Annotated in this window: 14 protein-coding genes; 5 read left to right on the forward strand and 9 right to left on the reverse strand. The window is 47.5% G+C overall.

From position 1 onward, the window contains the following. The first annotated feature begins 127 nt into the window (after window positions 1-127). The 4 genes from pncB to GVI43_RS01075 all read left to right on the forward strand — a co-directional run bounded on the left by pncB (window position 128) and on the right by GVI43_RS01075 (window position 5861). The gene (pncB, locus tag GVI43_RS01060) at window positions 128-1336 is read left to right on the forward strand and encodes a nicotinate phosphoribosyltransferase (protein WP_159564537.1); all 1209 of its coding nucleotides are present in this window, start codon (window positions 128-130) and stop codon (window positions 1334-1336) included. Window positions 1337-1628: 292 nt separating this feature from the next. Then, window positions 1629-3029, forward strand: coding sequence for an asparagine--tRNA ligase (gene asnS / locus GVI43_RS01065; RefSeq protein ID WP_159564539.1), 1401 nt, complete (start codon window positions 1629-1631; stop codon window positions 3027-3029). A 293-nt stretch (window positions 3030-3322) separates the two neighbouring features. Then, a complete protein-coding gene (gene ompC / locus GVI43_RS01070; RefSeq protein WP_159565055.1) occupies window positions 3323-4441 on the forward strand; it encodes a porin OmpC in 1119 nt (372 codons plus the stop codon). Window positions 4442-4670: 229 nt separating this feature from the next. Next, complete coding sequence (locus tag GVI43_RS01075) at window positions 4671-5861, forward strand: amino acid aminotransferase (protein WP_159564541.1); 1191 nt, start codon at window positions 4671-4673, stop codon at window positions 5859-5861. A 66-nt stretch (window positions 5862-5927) separates the two neighbouring features. Here the strand turns inward: GVI43_RS01075 and GVI43_RS01080 are convergent, their stop codons facing one another. From GVI43_RS01080 to cmoM, 7 genes are all read right to left on the reverse strand, one after another. Next, window positions 5928-6566: an MBL fold metallo-hydrolase gene (locus tag GVI43_RS01080; RefSeq protein ID WP_159564543.1), complete on the reverse strand. Its 639-nt coding sequence runs from the start codon at window positions 6564-6566 to the stop codon at window positions 5928-5930. 151 nt (window positions 6567-6717) lie between these two features. Beyond that, window positions 6718-7290: a peptidoglycan L,D-endopeptidase MepK gene (gene mepK / locus GVI43_RS01085; RefSeq protein WP_159564545.1), complete on the reverse strand. Its 573-nt coding sequence runs from the start codon at window positions 7288-7290 to the stop codon at window positions 6718-6720. A 210-nt stretch (window positions 7291-7500) separates the two neighbouring features. Next, window positions 7501-9297 carry a L,D-transpeptidase gene (gene ldtD / locus GVI43_RS01090; protein WP_159564547.1) on the reverse strand — a complete coding sequence of 599 codons (1797 nt, stop codon included), beginning with the start codon at window positions 9295-9297 and terminating at the stop codon, window positions 7501-7503. A 201-nt stretch (window positions 9298-9498) separates the two neighbouring features. Beyond that, complete coding sequence (gene mukB, locus GVI43_RS01095) at window positions 9499-13989, reverse strand: chromosome partition protein MukB (protein ID WP_159564549.1); 4491 nt, start codon at window positions 13987-13989, stop codon at window positions 9499-9501. After that, the gene (gene mukE, locus GVI43_RS01100; protein WP_159564551.1) at window positions 13986-14702 is read right to left on the reverse strand and encodes a chromosome partition protein MukE; all 717 of its coding nucleotides are present in this window, start codon (window positions 14700-14702) and stop codon (window positions 13986-13988) included. The genes mukB and mukE overlap by 4 nt, the downstream gene beginning before the upstream one ends. Next, a complete protein-coding gene (gene mukF, locus GVI43_RS01105) occupies window positions 14683-16005 on the reverse strand; it encodes a chromosome partition protein MukF (protein ID WP_159564553.1) in 1323 nt (440 codons plus the stop codon). The genes mukE and mukF overlap by 20 nt, the downstream gene beginning before the upstream one ends. Beyond that, a complete protein-coding gene (gene cmoM / locus GVI43_RS01110; protein ID WP_159564555.1) occupies window positions 16002-16796 on the reverse strand; it encodes a tRNA uridine 5-oxyacetic acid(34) methyltransferase CmoM in 795 nt (264 codons plus the stop codon). Before cmoM ends, mukF begins: the two co-directional genes overlap by 4 nt. Window positions 16797-16992: 196 nt before the next feature. Here cmoM and elyC point away from each other — a divergent pair, with 196 nt between their 5' ends. Continuing rightward, the gene (gene elyC, locus GVI43_RS01115; RefSeq protein WP_159564557.1) at window positions 16993-17748 is read left to right on the forward strand and encodes an envelope biogenesis factor ElyC; all 756 of its coding nucleotides are present in this window, start codon (window positions 16993-16995) and stop codon (window positions 17746-17748) included. 69 nt (window positions 17749-17817) lie between these two features. Here elyC and kdsB read toward each other — a convergent pair whose 3' ends face one another. Both kdsB and GVI43_RS01125 read right to left on the reverse strand, forming a co-directional pair. Continuing rightward, window positions 17818-18573, reverse strand: coding sequence for a 3-deoxy-manno-octulosonate cytidylyltransferase (kdsB, locus tag GVI43_RS01120; RefSeq protein WP_159564559.1), 756 nt, complete (start codon window positions 18571-18573; stop codon window positions 17818-17820). Next, window positions 18570-18752 carry a Trm112 family protein gene (locus GVI43_RS01125; RefSeq protein WP_159564561.1) on the reverse strand — a complete coding sequence of 61 codons (183 nt, stop codon included), beginning with the start codon at window positions 18750-18752 and terminating at the stop codon, window positions 18570-18572. Before GVI43_RS01125 ends, kdsB begins: the two co-directional genes overlap by 4 nt. Between the last annotated feature and the right edge of the window lie 32 nt (window positions 18753-18784).

The following is an 18784-nucleotide window of genomic DNA, read 5'->3' on the forward strand; positions in this document are numbered from 1 at the left end:
TATTATTCAGTATCGTTGACCGTAGGCTACCTGCTCGGAACGTTTTCCCGCTTTTATAAGCTAACATTACAGGTATACTCTCCGGATATTTCAGCGCGTCACTCAATGAGAAAACAGTAATCGCAACATGAAACAACCAGCTACCCCCATTCTTAATTCATTATTAGATACTGATGCCTACAAACTGCATATGCAGCAGGCGGTTTACCATCGCTATCGTAATACCACCGTGGTGGCCGAGTTTCGTTGCCGCAGTGAAGATTCTCTGGGTGACTATGCCGATGAAATCCGCCAGCAGGTATCGCTGATGCGTGATTTAGCGTTAACCGAGGATGAATATACCTATTTATCTTCCCTACCGTTTTTCCAGTCTGACTATCTACAATGGCTAAAAAGCTTTCGTTTTGATCCCTCACAGGTTCAGATAACTAACGTTAAAGGAAAGCTAAACATCCGTATTACCGGCCTTTGGCATGAAGCTATTCTTTGGGAAGTTCCTTTATTAGCCGTTATCAGTGAGACTATTCACCGTAACAGAACGCCGAATATTGGCGTTGAACAAGCCGTCATTCATTTACGCGAAAAACTGACTCGATTCCGTAGCGATTATGCCGATGTCGATTTGTCACAGTTTAAGCTGTCTGACTTCGGTACCCGCAGGCGATATAGCAAAGAAGTTCAACAAGCGATAGTCAGTACGTTACAGCATGAGTTCTCGCCCTATTTAATCGGCACCAGTAATTACGATCTGGCTCATCGCTTAAACCTGTCGCCAATAGGAACTCAGGCGCATGAGTGGTTCCAAGCCTTTCAACAAATTAGCCCGGTATTAGCCAATAGCCAGCGCGCCGCGCTTCAGGGCTGGTTGGATGAATACCCAGGCCAATTAGGTATTGCATTAACTGACTGTATTACCATGGATGCTTTTTTACGTGACTTTGGTATCCAGTTTGCCAGCCAATACGAAGGGTTACGGCATGACTCAGGCGATCCCTTCGACTGGGGGGAAAAAGCGATTGCCCATTATCAACAGTTAGGCATTGACCCGCTGAGTAAAACGCTCGTATTTTCTGATAATCTCGATTTGGATAAGGCCCTGGCGCTCTACCAACGATTCCATCAACGGGTGAAGTTAGTTTTTGGCATCGGCACCCGTCTGACCTGTGATATACCTGGCGTCACACCGTTGAACATTGTGATTAAGCTGATTCAATGCAATGGTAAACCGGTAGCTAAATTATCCGACAGCCCGGGAAAAACAATTTGCCAAGATAAAGGTTTCGTAAAGGCCCTGCATAAAGCGTTCAACTTACCGTTAGTCAAACACGACAATTAATGCACCTTAAGAAAAAACCGCCTTTTAACTGTAAAAAGGCGGTTTTTTTTAGTACCGTAATTCTTCAGCCCGCATTCGATAATAAGCAGCATCAGACGGCAGCGAATTTTTATTACACAATATAGTGAAGATGTAGTGAAAATAAAGTTCAGATAATGTCGCCAATATTGCTGTTTTCTACTTGTCAGATAGCGCGCAACAAGTAACATAGCGAGGTTGTTTTTAAAGAGCGTATTTGAAAACGAACCTTATTAGAGTATTTAAACAAGTTAATATTATAAGAGAGAAATTTATGAGCGTAGTGCCTGTAGTCGACGTACTGCAAGGCCGTGCCGCGGTTGACAGCGAAGTCACCGTACGCGGTTGGGTGCGTACCCGGCGTGATTCTAAAGCCGGTATTTCCTTTCTGACCGTCTATGACGGCTCATGCTTTAATCCGTTACAGGCTGTCATTAATAGTTCTCTGCCTAACTACCAGGATGAAGTACTACACCTGACCACCGGTTGTTCGGTCATCGTGACGGGTACCGTTGTCGCCTCTCCGGGAGAAGGTCAGCCCGTAGAACTACAGGCAACGTTAGTCGAAGTGACCGGTTGGGTTGACGACCCGGATACTTATCCGATGGCCGCCAAACGCCACAGTATCGAATACCTGCGAGAAGTGGCTCACTTACGCCCGCGCACTAATATTATCGGTGCGGTAGCGCGCGTAAGACACACATTGGCTCAGGCCATTCATCGCTTCTTTGATGAACAAGGCTATTTCTGGGTATCTACGCCAATTATTACGGCATCAGATACAGAGGGTGCCGGTGAGATGTTTCGCGTCTCAACGTTAGATTTAGAAAACCTTCCGCGTACCGACAAGGGCAATATCGATTTTAGCCAAGACTTCTTTGGCCGCGAATCTTTCTTGACCGTTTCCGGTCAATTGAATGGCGAAACCTACGCCAGCGCCCTGTCAAAAGTGTATACCTTTGGCCCAACCTTTCGGGCGGAAAATTCAAATACCAGCCGACATCTGGCTGAGTTCTGGATGGTCGAGCCAGAAGTGGCCTTTGCCGATCTCAACGACGTAGCCGCTCTTGCTGAAGCGATGCTTAAGTACGTATTTAAAGCCGTTCTGACTGAACGAGCCGACGATATGGCATTTTTCGCTGAGCGCGTAGATAAAGAGGCGATTTCCCGTTTAGAGCAGTTTGTTACCTCTGACTTTGCGCAGGTTGACTACACTGACGCCATTGAGATTCTGCTGAACTGTGGCCACCCTTTTGAAAATCCGGTCAGTTGGGGTATCGATTTATCGTCAGAACACGAGCGTTACCTTGCCGAGAAGCACTTTAAAGCGCCCGTAGTGGTTAAAAACTACCCGAAAGACATTAAAGCATTTTATATGCGTATGAATGAAGATGGTAAAACCGTGGCAGCCATGGACGTTCTGGCTCCGGGCATTGGTGAGATTATCGGCGGTTCTCAACGTGAAGAGCGCCTTGATAGATTTGACCAGCGTCTTGAAGAAATGGGGTTAAATAAAGAAGACTACGGCTGGTATCGGGATTTACGCCGTTACGGCACCGTTCCACATTCTGGGTTTGGTTTAGGATTCGAACGTTTAATTGCTTATGTTACCGGCGTACAAAACGTTCGGGACGTAATTCCGTTCCCAAGAACCCCTCGAAACGTGTCATTCTAACAGAGCGAAATAAGTTCAATTTTTGTACTTTTTATAAAAGGCCAGCGTTTTTGGCCTTTTATTTTTTCAAAATTAGATACTTATCACAAAGTTCAATCATATTAATATCGGGAAATACATATTTTCCCCTTGTAACTTCTTTAGGATATTAGTAGCATTTAAAGGCTAGATAAAGCGCCTCACGAATGAAAAACTGCGGGTGGCTTAAAAAACGGCATCAAGTGTTTACCAACTTTAAAGTTGGAAGCAGTGGCAGATGTCTGACAACTCCAATGAGGGAAGTTATTAAAATGATGAAACGTAAAATCTTAGCAGTGATCGTACCGGCCCTTTTAGTTGCTGGTGCAGCAAACGCAGCCGAAGTTTATAACAAAGACGGCAACAAATTAGACTTCACTGGAAAAATCCAGGGTTCTCATTATTTCTCTGATGGTAAAGACAGCGATGGCGATAAAACCTACGCTCGTTTTGGCATCAAAGGCGAAACTCAAGTTAACGACCAATTAGTTGGTTTTGGTTACTACCAGACTGAGATGAACGCTAGTAAAAAAGAAGGCGATAACGCACAAAAAACTCGTCTGGCCTATGCCGGTATGAAAATGGGCGATGCGGGTTCTTTCGACTACGGTCGTAATTACGGCGTTCTGTATGACATCGGCGGCTGGACCGACGTTCTGCCAGAGTTCGGTGGTGAAACGTTCCAACAAACTGACGTATTCATGACTAACCGTGCTGGTGGCTTAGCTACTTACCGTAACAAGAACTTCTTCGGTATGGTTGATGGCTTAAACTTCGCAGTTCAATACCAAGGTCGTAACGACTCAAGCGTCCATGACCGTAATGATAGCGATCGTAACGGCGACGGCTATGGCTTATCAACTAGCTATGATTTAGGTATGGGCCTGTCATTAGGTGCAGCCTATGCATCGTCTGACCGTACTGATGGTCAAACTGCTGACGGCAGAGGCGACCGCGCTGAAGCTGTTACCGGTGGTATTAAATATAACGCAAATAACGTTTATTTAGCCGCTATTTATAGCCAGACTTATAACATGACTCGCTTCGGTGAGTACAATACTTCCCCTACAGCTACAAACAGCTTCGTTGCCAACAAAACTCAAAACATTGAAGTAGTTGGTCAATACCTGTTTGATTTTGGCTTACAACCTTCACTAGCTTGGCTTTACTCAAAAGGTAAAGATCTGAACATGGTCGCTACTGCGACCGGTAACAGATATGATAACGAAGAGTTAATGAACTACGTTGACGTTGGCGCTACTTACTACTTCAACAAAAACATCTCTACTAAAGTTGACTATAAAATCAACCTGTTAGATGACAACGAATTCACCAAAGGCGCAAGAATCCTGACTGATGATGTTGTTGCTGTTGGTATCGTTTACCAGTTCTAATTCATGTTATATGAATAGCTGAAAAAGGCACCTTCGGGTGCCTTTTTAATTTTGTTTTTGATATAAAAGCCACGTAAAAATCAAAAATATCATTAGATTTTTCAATATATCCCCCCACCTTATAGTTTTATTTACTTTTTCATTCTAAACATTTGTCAAACCCAACGAATTGACGTTAATCTGGCTATACTTTTCTCCGTTAATCTAGTTTTCATGGAAGCCACTCACTATGTTTGAACATATTACCGCCGCACCAGCTGACCCGATATTAGGATTGGGAGATCTTTATAATGCTGAAACCCGAGCAAATAAAATCAATCTAGGCATTGGTGTTTATAAAGATGAAACAGGCCATACGCCGGTTCTCGATAGCGTAAAAAAAGCAGAACAATATTTGCTAGAGAATGAAACCACCAAAAACTACCTTGGCATTGCAGGCCTGGCCGCTTTCGGCGTTTGCACTCAAGAACTGCTGTTCGGAACAGAAAGCTCAATTATTGCCGATAAGCGAGCCCGTACGGCACAGGCCCCCGGCGGCACCGGCGCCCTTCGTATTGCAGCCGACTTTATCGCAACAAACACTAGCGCTAAGCGCGTATGGATCAGCAACCCTAGCTGGCCTAACCACAAGAGCGTATTCAAAGCTGCCGGGTTAGAAACGCCAGAATACACCTATTATAATGCAGAACAGCACGCCCTTGATTTTGACGGCATGTTGGCCAGCTTAGAACAGGCACAGGCCGGGGATGTTGTGCTATTCCACGGATGCTGCCACAACCCGACCGGTATCGACCCTACTGAAGAGCAGTGGAAACTATTGGCGAAGCTGTCTGCCGAACGTGGCTGGCTTCCACTTTTTGATTTTGCCTATCAGGGATTTGCAAAAGGCTTGGAAGAAGATGCCCAAGGTTTACGCATTTTTACTCAATCAAATCCAGAGCTCATCGTTGCCAGCTCTTATTCTAAAAACTTTGGTTTATACAATGAGCGCGTTGGGGCGTTTACTTTAATCGCCAGCGACGGTGAAACCGCCGAGCGGGCTTTCAGTCAGGTTAAGTCCGTTATCAGAGCTAACTATTCAAATCCACCGGCACACGGAGCTGCCGTGGTTACGGCGATACTCAGCAACCAAAGCCTGCGGGAAAGTTGGGAACAAGAATTAACCGACATGCGCCAGCGCATTCATCGCATGCGCCAACTGTTTGTGAATACGCTACAGGAAAAAGGCGCCCATAAAGACTTCAGTTTCATTATCAATCAAAATGGGATGTTCTCCTTCAGTGGACTGACTTCTGAGCAGGTGCTGCGCCTGAGGAACGAATATGCCATCTATGCCGTTAACTCCGGCAGAATTAATGTGGCAGGAATGACGTTAGATAATATGGCTCCGCTTTGCGAAGCCATTGTTGCAGTACTCTAACGTTCACTCGGTTACATACAAAAAAGGACGTTGAGAAACGTCCTTTTTACTTATCACAATAACTAGCTAGAGCCGATCGGCTACAAACGGATTAGTCTGACGCTCATCACCGAAAGTAGACATAGGCCCGTGTCCCGGAATAAATTGAACGTCATTACCTAAAGGCCACAGCTTCTCACGAATTGATGAAATCAAATCGGCATAGTTTCCACGCGGAAAATCCGATCGCCCTATTCCACCGGCAAACAGTACATCACCAACCGACGCTAACTTAGCTGACTCAGAAAAAAAGATAACATGGCCGGGAGTGTGCCCTGGCGTATGGCGAACCAGCAAATTTTGATTGCCAAACACCACTGAATCCCCCTCATCTAACCAGCGGTCGGGGGTAAACTGCAGGCAGCCTTCCAAACCGAATTGAGCACATTGCTCTTCCAATTCCTCCAGTAAGAACAGGTCATATTTATGAGGACCAACAATAGGTACCCCATAGTGTTTGGCTATTCTAGTTGCTGCACCGACATGATCTAAGTGCCCGTGAGTCAGTAACACTTTAACCAGCTTTACGCCCAAGGTCTCGATAGCTCTGATTAAAAGAGGTGATTCACCGCCCGGGTCAACAATGGCGGCCTGATTAGTCTCTTCACACCACAGTAACGTACAGTTTTGTTGAAACGGCGTAACGGGAATAATTTGATATTTCAAAGAACGCTCCAATAAGGCTAAACGCCAATGCTATTTTTGAATTAATGGCGTCATAGTACTGCGTTCAGCGCGATTTGTTTAGCTTCTGAAGATTAAAAATGCACAGCTATAAAAAAGCGCTCAATATAGAGCGCTTTTTCGGAATTCTAATTTACCAGTTTCTTACCGGACCGGTATCTACATGAACAAAATTACTTCCGGGATAGTAACCAACGCCGCCCGACTTCATCTGCAATGCAGCATTTTCTAGGCTTTTCAACGATACGCCGACGATGCGAATATCAGCGGCCTTACCTAAGGTGTGATAACTATTTTTTGCTACTCCACCTTTTTGCTCGCGCATTCCGTTATTGGTATTCACCGACCGATAGCCGCAAACCAGCTCAATTGGCTTATTTAGCCCAAACTGCTTTTGCAAATAGTAGAGTTTATCGTAGAGCTTAGGATCGATAGTAATCACCTGCTCGGTACGGCGATCGCGGAAAATATGGTTCAGCTTGGCCAGTTCAGCCTTGTTATAGCTTTTACCATTGAAATAGGTAGATTTTATCGTCTCATTAGTATTGATGTTTTTAATCAATAGCGTACGGGTACGGGACTGATTCTGACCTTTGGTTGTGGTAGTTTTAGGAGCAGCCAGTAAAGCATTAGGAACTAATGCCAAGCCTAAGGCTGCACCACCAATAGTCAGCCATTTACGGCGATGATGATCGATTTTATCCATATTTCTATTTGTACTCAGTAAATCGATTTAAAGTTGCATAACAGCTTAATTATCAACCAATATGATACAACCGGAATGATTATCAATTGGTATTAGGATAGTCGGTACCATAACATAATGTTACCGCGAGGTTGTTTCAACGAGCGCTTAAAATGTAAGCGCTCGTTAATCTACCCACTATATGACAACAGAAATGAGGCGATTACTGCACTAATTTAGTAATTTTTCTACCTGAGGCAACTCTTTGATCCCTTCTTTTGCTGCCCGATCGTAGCCATAGATGTCAGCCCGAAATTCAGGGCTACCGTTAGCACTAACCCATGAAGTCATATAGTAAAGCTGTACCGGGATCTTTTCGCGAATCGGTGCGTAGCTGGTACTTCCCCGCTTAAGAGCTCCCTGAATCTTATTATCGTCCCACCCGGCATCGGTCAGTAGTATATTGGCTAGTTCCGCGGCTTTATTAACCCTGATGCAGCCAGAACTTAATGCCCGCATGCTCTTATTAAACAGGCCATGGTTCGGCGTATCGTGCAGGTAAATAGCATCATTGTTAGGCATGTTAAATTTAAAACGGCCTAATGAATTACCTCGGCCAGGCGCCTGCTGTAAACGATAATTAGATGAACCTTCTGACCAATCAATGCTGCTTGAATCAACCGCTTCGGCACCGTTATTCCAGCCAGCATAAACCGTATACCCGGCCCGCTTCAAATACTCGGGATCGCGTTTTGCCTTAGGCATAATATCCTCACGGATAAGCTTCGAAGGGACATTCCACGGTGGATTAACCACAACGTTATTTAATGCGCTGCTCATGAGGGGAGTTTTGCGACTCGACGAACCAACAATGACTTTAGACTCAAGAATCCGCTCACCGTTGACATAATAAACCAGAGAGAAATCGGGAATATTGACGAAAATCCCGGTGCTTAACGTATCCGGTAACAGGCGCAGACGCTGAATATTCAACGCCAATACGGCAGCACGAATTTGCGGAGCCATATTAAGCGCATCGCGGGTACCGCTACCAATAACGCCGTCGGCTTCTAAGCCATACATTTGTTGAAAACGCTTCACACCTTCAACCAAATCAGGCGTATAAACCGCTGAATCTTGTGCGATCGGAGTAGCTTCGGTAGCGGCAACCGCTATCGGAGTGGTTGCGGTTACCGCGGCCTCTATTTTAGCTGGTACAGCTTCAGACGGCGATACCGCCTTCTCACTCAATGCGCCGCTACGGCTTAAAATATCCCGCAGAACGGGAATATCACTGCTGCTATTACCCGGGCGCAGACTTTGTTTTGAACTCGCCAACTGTGGCCATGGCTGTGCGTCACCGATAAGGGGTTTGAGCCCTTTATGCATATTGGCATACTGAGCACCTTGAGGGGCAAGGCTTTGAATAAATTTAGCCAGTTCACCGCTTTGAACCGCCTGCTGCCACTGCTGTAATCTATCGGCTGACGGCGAACCTAACTTGTAGGAACCAACGTTATAAAGCCAAATATTTCCATTTGCATTGACGCCATCAACGAAGTGCATATAGCCAACTAACGCATCTGACAAAATAGCATCGCGGGCAATCCCCTTCACTTCAGGATCGGCTAACAGTTTAGCCCATTGTCCAAACTGAGGCTGAATACCGGCTAAAGCCATTTCAGCAAGCTGTTGTTCAAACTGTTTCTGAACCTGAACGTCGGCCCACATTGGTTTCATGTCCGAAGCGGCATAAATTGGAGCCAGTTCAGATAAATATTTTAGAGTAACTTGAGCCGGCAGCGACTTCGTTAAAGCCTCACGGCTGTGAATAGTAGTAATTGAGGTGGGCGATTGCTCAGTTGGCACTGCAGATATGACTTCAGCCGTAGTTACCACTGCGGTTTCAGCGGCAGCAGGCGTTACAGAGGGCTCAGTAGCCCATGAATATACCGGCGCGGCTGCCAAAGTAGCCAGCGTGCATCCCATTGTGAAACTATGAAGAACTTTTCGTTTAACCAACAACATCCCTTGTCCTCTACTTAGCTAAAACTTCATAAACCAGTGCCTGTGCCCAGTGAACAACCAACTGAATAAGCCTAACTGACTATTAGCTCAATCAAAACATCCTGTATAACTTGGCATTCGAAAAATACGGCCGCCACTTGGCGACCGCGTACAGATTATCTCAACGGGGTCTCAATAAACAATGCCATAAGGTTATATTTATTATAGCAACCCTTCAGAAACATTCATTTCTTGATCTTTCTCAGTTTGTTCGGGTTTTTCTAAGACCGTTTCTGAATTTTTCTCAATACCAAAACCCCGTAGCCCGACTACGTGAACGTGCTCATGATTCTGGAAGACTTTACGCACCAGCTTATAGGTCGTTCCTTTTTCAGGGCTGATATTCTCTGGAGCAGCAATGATAAGCTGCATCTCCAGACGATCGCAGAGTTCAAATAGTGTAGCGATCGAGTTAGCATCCAGACGCGCTGCCTCATCGAGAAACAGCAAACGGCATGGCGCAATATCTTTACCACGCAGTCGCCTCGACTCTTCTTCCCAGCTCTGAACGACCATGACCAGAATAGACATACCGGTACCGATAGCTTCACCGGTTGACAGCGCCCCACTCTCGGCGCGTAGCCAACCGTCAGAACCGCGGAAGACTTCAACTTCCAACTCAAGATAGTTACGATAATCCAGTAGCTCTTCGCCGATCGTTTGTGGCGCACGCTGCCCCATATCAATATGCGGATTTAAACGTTGATACAGCTTAGCCAGCGCTTCAGAGAAGGTCAGGCGATTACTGCTGAAGAGGTCCTGATGCTGCTCCTGCTGCTCAGACAGCACGTCAAGCAACATGGCGTGTGCTTCACGAACGTTAACATTCAAGCGAACGCTCTTAACCTGACCAAATGCCACCGCCTGTAGCCCTTGGTTCAGCATGCGGATACGGTTTTGTTCGCGCTGAATCGTTTTGCGAATAATATTCGCCACGCTCTTTGAGCTGATAGCCAGCTTTTGTTCGCGCGCCGTAAGCTCTTCGGTCAGACGGCCCAGCTCAATCTCCATTTGTTCAATGGCTTCAACCGGATCGTCAGTGCGGATAATGTCCTGACGGATGCGCTCGCGCAGATGCTGGTAGACCGCAATATAGAACTGAATTTTCTTTTCAGGACGTTTAGGATCTTCAGACGCGCGCAGTACATCGCGCAAATGTTCATTATCAGCAACCGCCAGCCGGAGCGCACCTAACGCTTTATCCGACATAGAACGCAGGTCTTCTGCGTCCATATAGGCCAGTTCACGACGATGCAAACGACGCTGCACGTCGTTGTCTTTCACTAAGCGCATCACCATGCACCAGCCGGCTTTTGCCGTAACAACCAGCTCGCGCATTTGGTGATAATCGCGCTCAAGCTTACGCAATTTCTTCTGTATGCCATCCATTTCGGCTTCACAGAAGGTAATCTGCTTCTCCAGCTGGCTGCAAAGCTGGCGATTGCCGCTCAGCCCGGCGTACAGCTCGTCACGGCGCTGCCTTGCTCTGGCTTCGGCATTCGGATCGGCCTGAACGCCAATATCCTGTAGCTCCTGCCCCAGCTCTTTAAGCATGTCGGTTTTAGCTTCATAAGAGCTTTTTAGCGAAGCCAGAACCTGACTGAACTGAGTAAACTGGGTTTGATAGGTCCGTAGCTGATCCCGAGCACGAGTACGGTCAGCTTCCGCATGTTCAAGACGCTGGCGTAATTTATCATTCAGATCGGAATTTTCCGTCAGCATGCCGGCGGAATCACTGTAGCTAAAATGAACCCGTCGCTGAACGACTTCAGTCAACGAGAATGCCTGCTGCTTAGCCTGACGCTGAACGCTTTGCGCCTGAGCATAGCTGCTCTGCAGGTTTTCATGCTGCTGAGGATCGCTTTGTAACACGGAAACGATAGGTTCTAACTTAGCCAGCGTTAAACCGTGTTGCTGAACGTAGCGGGCCGCATCCTGGGCCTCTTCTAAATCTTCACGAATCACCTCAACCCGCTCAACCAGCGTTTCATCAGCGACTAAATGAAGCTGTGGCAGCACCCGATTAAGCTGACTGATGTTCTCTTTAACCTGATCTAATTGCTGTTTGTGCTGGCGTTCTTGGTTTTCATGACCGTTTAACTCACGCTCAATTTCACCGCGGCGGCCGGTTAGCTGACGAATTTCAGCCTCAGGATCGCTTTCAAACGCAACCGAAAGATGGCTACCCACAAAGCGGCTAAAGCCCTGATGTAAACGCTGAGTTTTCTGCACGTCAAAAGAGAGGGTCGCATAGCGTTCAGCCAGCTCTTCACGTTCGGTATTGAGAATTTCAAGGCGATTCTCTCGGGCCGCACGACCAAAAAGAGGAACGTCAGGGAACCGGGAATAGCGCCACTGCCGGTCAGAAACTTTAACCACGACGGCACCGGTCACTTCTTCGGCGGCGAATACGCTATCATCAAATGACTGCGGATCCCCTTCAATCAGATAGAGGTCTTCCGGGCAGTCATCCAGCGTTTCAAGCTGTTCTCTGATAAGCGACAGGTCAGGAACCACGATGCCATGGCGGGCCGGGCCATATAACGCGGAGAAATACGGTGCATCATCTAATACCACATCATCATAGATTTCAGACAGTAATACGCCGCCAAAACGTTCAGCCAACGCAATTAAACGCCCGTCTTCCGCGCCGCTCGGCTGGCTAAGGCGTTCAATTTGCTGCTCAACTTCGCGTTTTTGTTGAGCGATCAAATCACGCTCAACGGTCGTTTCCCGCTCCCGCTCCAGCAGGTACTGCATCTGCTCTGTGACCTGTGCGCTGTCTTCTAACTGCTCGCCGCACTGTTCACTTAACTGAGTCAGAGCGTCCTGAGCGGCGATCCACACCGGAGCCCGGTCTGACAGCATTTTGATTTTGCCGTTTGCCAGCTCTAGCTCCTGGCGCAGTACCATTCGGTGTTCACCGAAGTTTGCCGCCCCTTGAGCAAGCTCTTCCAGACGCAATTCCAACTCACTGCGAACCTCTTCAAGTTCTTCCAGTTGATAGTCTTGTCCGGCTTTTTTACAGAACTCGCGCAATAGGCGCTCGGCGTCTTGCTGTTCCCGCAACCGCTGTTCAAGTTCTGAAAGTTGTATGCGTAACGCATCCACTCGCTCGGCCTGATGCTGTTGTGATGACCAGTCGCGCAATAGATCTTTCGCCGCCGTCCACGCATCGGCCCGGCCCACGTCACCGGCCATTTTACAGACCAGCTGATAGGCTTCTTCGAATTGACTGTGTGCCGCATCGGCTACGCTGAGCTTCTGCTCTAATTCCAGCAGTGCTTCGGTCGCTTCCTGCTCGCGGGCGGAAAAAGTGTCTAACCACTCGCCCGCATTGTCGGCCGTCAGTTTTGGTAGCTGACAGAGTTCACGGGCACGTTCTAAAGCCTGTAGAGCATGTTGATACTGAATGGCTCGCGTTTGCTGTACGTCCAGCGCCTGCTGATAATCGGCTAACTGGCTCTTCAGCTCATCAACTTCAGATTCTGAGGTTTCAGCCCGAGCCTGATACTCAGCCAGTTGCTCTGAAGCCTCAGCCACCACTTCATTTTGTTCTTCAAGACGATAGGTCAGTTCATCCAAATCGCCCTGATAACGTTCAATTTTTTCTTGCTGACGCATTGCCGTCTGAACGAGGTTCAGATGATCGCTGGCTGCCTGATAGTCCATTTCTAAGTCAGACTGCGCACCAGACTGCTCGGCCAACTCACGGGCCATCTCCACGTGACGATATTGTTCCGTCACTAACTGAGCGCGGCTGGTCAGCAAATCGCGGCGCAGTACTAAAGCGTCATCTAAATGAACCCTACGTTCATTAGCATGGCGCATATAGTCAGCAGCAACGTAGGATGTCGCTTCTGATATTAAATGCTTAAAAAGATCGCGGTCGCTTTGGGTGACCCGAATGGCCTCCAGCGTCATCCTGTTTTCGCGCAGGGCCGATTCCATATCCTGAAATGCCTTACGTACGCCACTGTTTTCCGGTAACAGGTAATCGCGCAAAGAACGGGTGATCGCGCTGGAAATACCGCCGTACAGTGAGGCTTCAATCAAACGATAGAACTTACTGCGATCGGATGACGAGCGTAACCGCTTAGGGATCACACCAAGATCGAACATCAGCGCATGGTAATCAGAGATGGAGTTAAACTGCTTAAACTGCACCCCTTCCATCGCTTCAACCCGCTCTTTTAGCTCCGGTAGCGGTAAAACTCTGGCCTGACGCTCACCGACGCTTTCAGTCAAAATTTCTGTCGGCTGAACGGAAGCAGGCAATCCTTGAATGGTGAAAGGTTTGATATCAACTTTACGATCCCGCCCGGCAACCTGTTGCAGACGAACACCGCATAAAACCCGTTGATTACGTGAATTGACCACGTCCAGCGTGGCATAACAGACGCCGGCCTTCAGCTTTCCGTATAAACCTTTGTCGCGTGAACCGCTGGTCGCACCGGCTTCGGTAGTATTACGGAAATGTAATAAGGTCAGGTCCGGGATCAGGGCCGTAACAAAGGCCGCCATGGTGGTTGATTTACCTGCACCGTTACCACCGGATAAGGTAGTCACCAGCTCATCGAGATCAAAAGTACGGGCAAAGAAACCATTCCAGTTAACCAATGTTAACGAGCGAAATTTACCGCGTTCAATCATTCCTGTTCATCCTCTGCGCTATCCGCTACGTTTTCGGTATTTTGATCGTCATCAGACAGTGACAGGCTATTTTCTAGCGGCATCGCTTCGCCATCACGGATCATACGTAACTGTGCTTCACGTGGGTCGTCACTGCTGCGAACGTCGGCACCAAAGCGAAAAACGGCCTCGGTAATACGAAATTTCGTACTATCGCTACCAATAAAGATCACCATGCCAAGCCGACGTAACCGGTTAAGTGAAGTACGAACTTTTTCCTGAAGTTTCAGTCGGTCAACGTCTGAGCCCGTTGAACGTTGATTAACGTACTTCAGCAATTTGCTTTCATCAGTCAGAGAAATTAGCTCTTCATACAGCTCCTGACCGCTGAAAATCCCCTCCTGCGCTAACCGTTCAGGGCTGAGATAGAGATAACACAGGATTTTTCCTACCATCATATCCAGCTCGGCCAGCACTGAACGTGAAATCAGCGTCGTTGAACGAGGGCGCAAATAGAAGAATCCTTCAGGTGCCCGGATCAGTTCCACGTTATAACGCTGATAAAAGCGTTCCAGCTCATCCTGATAATCCATCAGATAGGCGTGGTTATCTAACTCATCAATTCCCACATGTCGGCCAGAGCGTAACTGGCTATCGAGCGCGGGGAAAAGTGGGTTGGCAATTGCCTGAGCCAGTTTAGCCGGCATTACTTGTTCAATATTTGTCGATGACATGGGCCTGTACCTTTGCTCCGAAATCATTAATAGGCTGCCATTCCGCTGGCAATCCGGAGAAATCAGCATCCGCAACGCCTAGTCTGACGGCCTGATCGACTAACAGCCGGGCAACGTCAAAGTGTCGGGTACGAGGGAACTGAGTCAAATAACTCCGCATGACAGCGCCGAGATCGAGAGGACGAGCCTCTTGTTTATACACATCAAGGGCTGCTTCGATATGCGCTACGATTTGCTCGCGCATTTCGGTAAATTCTTCAAATTCTAAATCAGGAGGCAGTTCGCCGGTAACTTCTTCACTGCGCAAAGCCAGCTCTTCGTCACGCATGTCAAACAGGCGTTCGGCGTTTGCATAGGTCAATGCCCAAGGCTGCTCAAAGTATGTCTGCATTGACACTCTTAAACGCTGGGCGAACACTCGGTTTTTATCCATATCAATCGCCGTACGGATGAATCTATGTACATGACGATCGTAGCCAATCCATAAATCGATAGCCTGCTGGCCCCAGCTGATAATGCGGTCTAATTTTGACTGAAGGTCCAAAACCAGCCTATCGACGAACATTAACTCCGTATTGCTCATCGTGGCATCTTGAATGCGTAGCAGGTTAGCCTGAAGCTTGTCCCCTGCGGCTTCCAGCGTGTCCTGTAGTTCGCGCAGCGTGCCGGAAGTTTCCATCAGCAACAGTTCACAGCTCGAAATAGCCGCACGCCAGTCTTTGCTTAGCAGCGCGGCAATATCATCTTTTACGTTTTGCTGCTGCTCATCCATGATTCGCTGGGTTAAATCGATGCTGTCGAAAATCTCTGCAACGGAATATTTTAGCGGAGCGAAAACGTTCCGGTGCCAGTGAAAATCGTCACCGCCCTCTTCCGCCGCCTCAGCGGCACGGTTTAGCTCCTGAGCAACAATGGATAGCTGCATAGAAAGACGCAAAGTCGAAAATTCACGCTGACGAATATAGTAATCAGTGATGCCAATGCCCAGCGGCGTTAAGCGATAAATCGCATTACCATCGGCCAGTTCACTGGTAAAACGGTTCAATAACCGCTGTTTTACCATATCGTTAATGGCATTATTTGCACGCACGGAAACTGTTTCATGAGTTTGTTCAAAACCTTTACTGACGTGCCTGAACGCGTCAATCAGTTCACCTTCACTCATTTCACCGTCTAGCCTGTCGCTATTAAGCGTTGCAATAGCTAACAAAAAAGCGAGACGTTCCGTAGGTAACGACAAAGAAAAGTCATTTTTACGTGCCCAGGCGACCAGTTCAGGTACAGTCTGGGAAAATTCACTCATAATTCATCCTTTACGTCTGACTCGTTTGGCTTTTGAGCCACAACATGAATGTAACGCCCAAGACTGACAAATGGCTCTTGCTGGCAGTAACGTAACTCCAGCGCCAATAATGCAGCGAAGTCTTGCTGCTGTTGCTGTTTATTCTGTGCGTAGTCATGAAATACCCGTACGCCGCTTTTACTGATGGTTTTCATCTGCATTTCATGTAACCAGCTGTAAACTAGCTGGGGTTCCAGCGGGCGATCCGGCGATAGCGTTCGACGTTTCTTTTTCTGCATCCCAGCCTCAATATAACCAAAGTTACCTAACGTTATATTGCGAAATAGCAATGCATTATAGTTATAGAACATCAATGACAACATACCTTCGGGTCGAATACATTCAATTAACGCTTCTAATGCAGCCCGTTGATCGCCGATCCACTCAAGAACGGCGTGAAACAATACCAGATCTACCGGTTGTTCTAAATGATGTATTACATCCTGAACGGCGCAGTGTATAAATTGTATATGATGACTGACGCCTTTTTCCATGGCGGTTTGCTCAGCTCTCTTCAGCATCTCAGCAGAAATATCACAGAAAATAACCTGATGCCCACGGGAAGCCATTTCGCAGGCCATTAGCCCATCACCACCGCCGGCATCCAACACTCGCAGCGGTCGCTCTGGCATCTGAGCCAATAAACGATCCAAATCTTGCCACAGAACCGCCTGCCGGATTTTACCCTTAGTCGTACCATAAATATTCTGAGAGAATTTCTCAGCGATATCATCAAAATTACGATCCTTCATGGCGACTCACTTTCAGCAATCAATATTACAACATAGACAACGCTCAAATTTATTCCATTCAGGCCGGGCTACTCACTCACTCGTACTACCGGTAGAACTCAACCTGCTATTTTGTCATAGGCTGGTATAGAATAAATCTCATTAACGCTGGTTTAATGCTAGTTGACGTTTTTTTATACAATAAGCCGGAGGCTTAATGCTATTTTACCTAAAAAAAGCTATCGGAAGTTTATTACTTCCCCTGCCATTTCTGCTTTTACTCATGGCGATAGGGCTAGTTTTACTCTGGATCACCCGGTGGCAAAAAAGCGCCAAATGCCTGATAACCTTTAGCTGGCTGGCCCTGCTGCTGCTTAGCCTACAGCCGGTGGCTGACCGTCTATTAATGCCCAGTGAAAAACAATACCCAACCTATAGGGAAACCACGCCGGTAGACTTTATTGTCGTTCTCGGCGGTGGCTATACCTACAACGCAGAGTGGGCACCTAGCTCAAACCTGTTTCCTAATAGCCTACCCAGAGTCACTGAAGGGGTACGCCTTTATCTTCAACATCCGGGAGCTAAACTGATATTTACCGGGGCTGCGGCGCTATCGAACCCGCAGCCTAGTGCCAAAGTTGCCGCAATGGTTGCACAAAGCCTAGGCGTTCCAGAACGGGATATTATCGTATTAGATCAAGCCAAAGATACCATTGAAGAGGCTCAGGCCGTGGCTCAAATAGCCAGCCAGAAAAGGCTGCTACTGGTCACTTCTGCCAACCATTTACCCAGAGCAATGGCTATCTTTCAGTCTCAAGGCTTGAACCCACTTCCGGCACCGGCTAACCAAATGGCTACGCTGGGGCCGCTTAATCCATGGGAGAAAATATTCCCATCGGCATACTACCTGTCACACAGTGAACGGGCATGGTATGAGGCGCTGGGAAGCCTATGGCTAAAGGTAAAAGAGTAACTGATTGACCAAACCTGTTTGGTGGCTGATACCGCCGAATTTACGCACCATCGGTATCAGCCTCAATAATCAAAACTGATGACCCAATGCCTGCCTGACTCGAGCGAGATCCTCATCCGTATCAACGCCAACGGATGGAATAGCTTTAGCAACGTCAACGTGAATCTTTTCGCCGTACCACAGCACGCGCAGTTGCTCCAGCATTTCAATTTGTTCTAGCTTACTCGGGGCCCATTCGATGTAGCGGCGGATAAACCCGGCACGGTAAGCATAAATGCCGATATGGCGCAGATAAAAATCACCAATTTCATCACAAGAAACGGCAAAGCGGTTGCGTTCCCAGGGAATAGTCGCCCGGGAAAAGTAAAGTGCGTAACCGTTACGATCGATAACAACTTTAACCGCATTCGGATTAAATGCTTCTTCGACAGAGGTCAGAGGCACAGCAAGCGTTGCCATTCCGGCTTCGGCTCCGGCCAAGTTATTAGCCACTTGGCTAATAATCACCGGAGGAATCAGAGGCTCATCGCCCTGCACGTTGACAATAATTTGGTCGTCAGAAAATTTATAGTGTTCGATAACTTCAGCTAAGCGTTCTGTTCCGGAGTTATGATCGGGGCTGGTCAAACACACTTCACCACCGGCCCGCTCAACGGCAGCTTTAACGTCAAGATGATCGGTCGCGACAATAACTCGAGAGGCTCCGGACTGTATTGCCCGTTCCATAACGTGAACAACCATTGGCTTACCGGCAATATCCGCTAACGGTTTACCCGGTAAACGCGTTGATGCAAAGCGCGCCGGAATAATGGCAACAAAACTCATATCGATTTCTCATCTAAAGTTAGCTTACGCGCTTCTGTTTCGAGCAATACTGGAATGCCGTCACGAATAGAAAAAGCCAGAGCATCCGCTTTGCAAACTAACTCTTGTTTTTCTTTATCAAAAGAGAGTTTTCCGTTACAAACTGGGCAAGCAATAATTTCCAGCAGACGATGATCCATATTCGACCTCTATTTATGCAACCGATGATTCA

This window comes from Budvicia diplopodorum, from assembly GCF_009800925.1.
Lineage (GTDB): Bacteria > Pseudomonadota > Gammaproteobacteria > Enterobacterales > Enterobacteriaceae > Budvicia > Budvicia diplopodorum.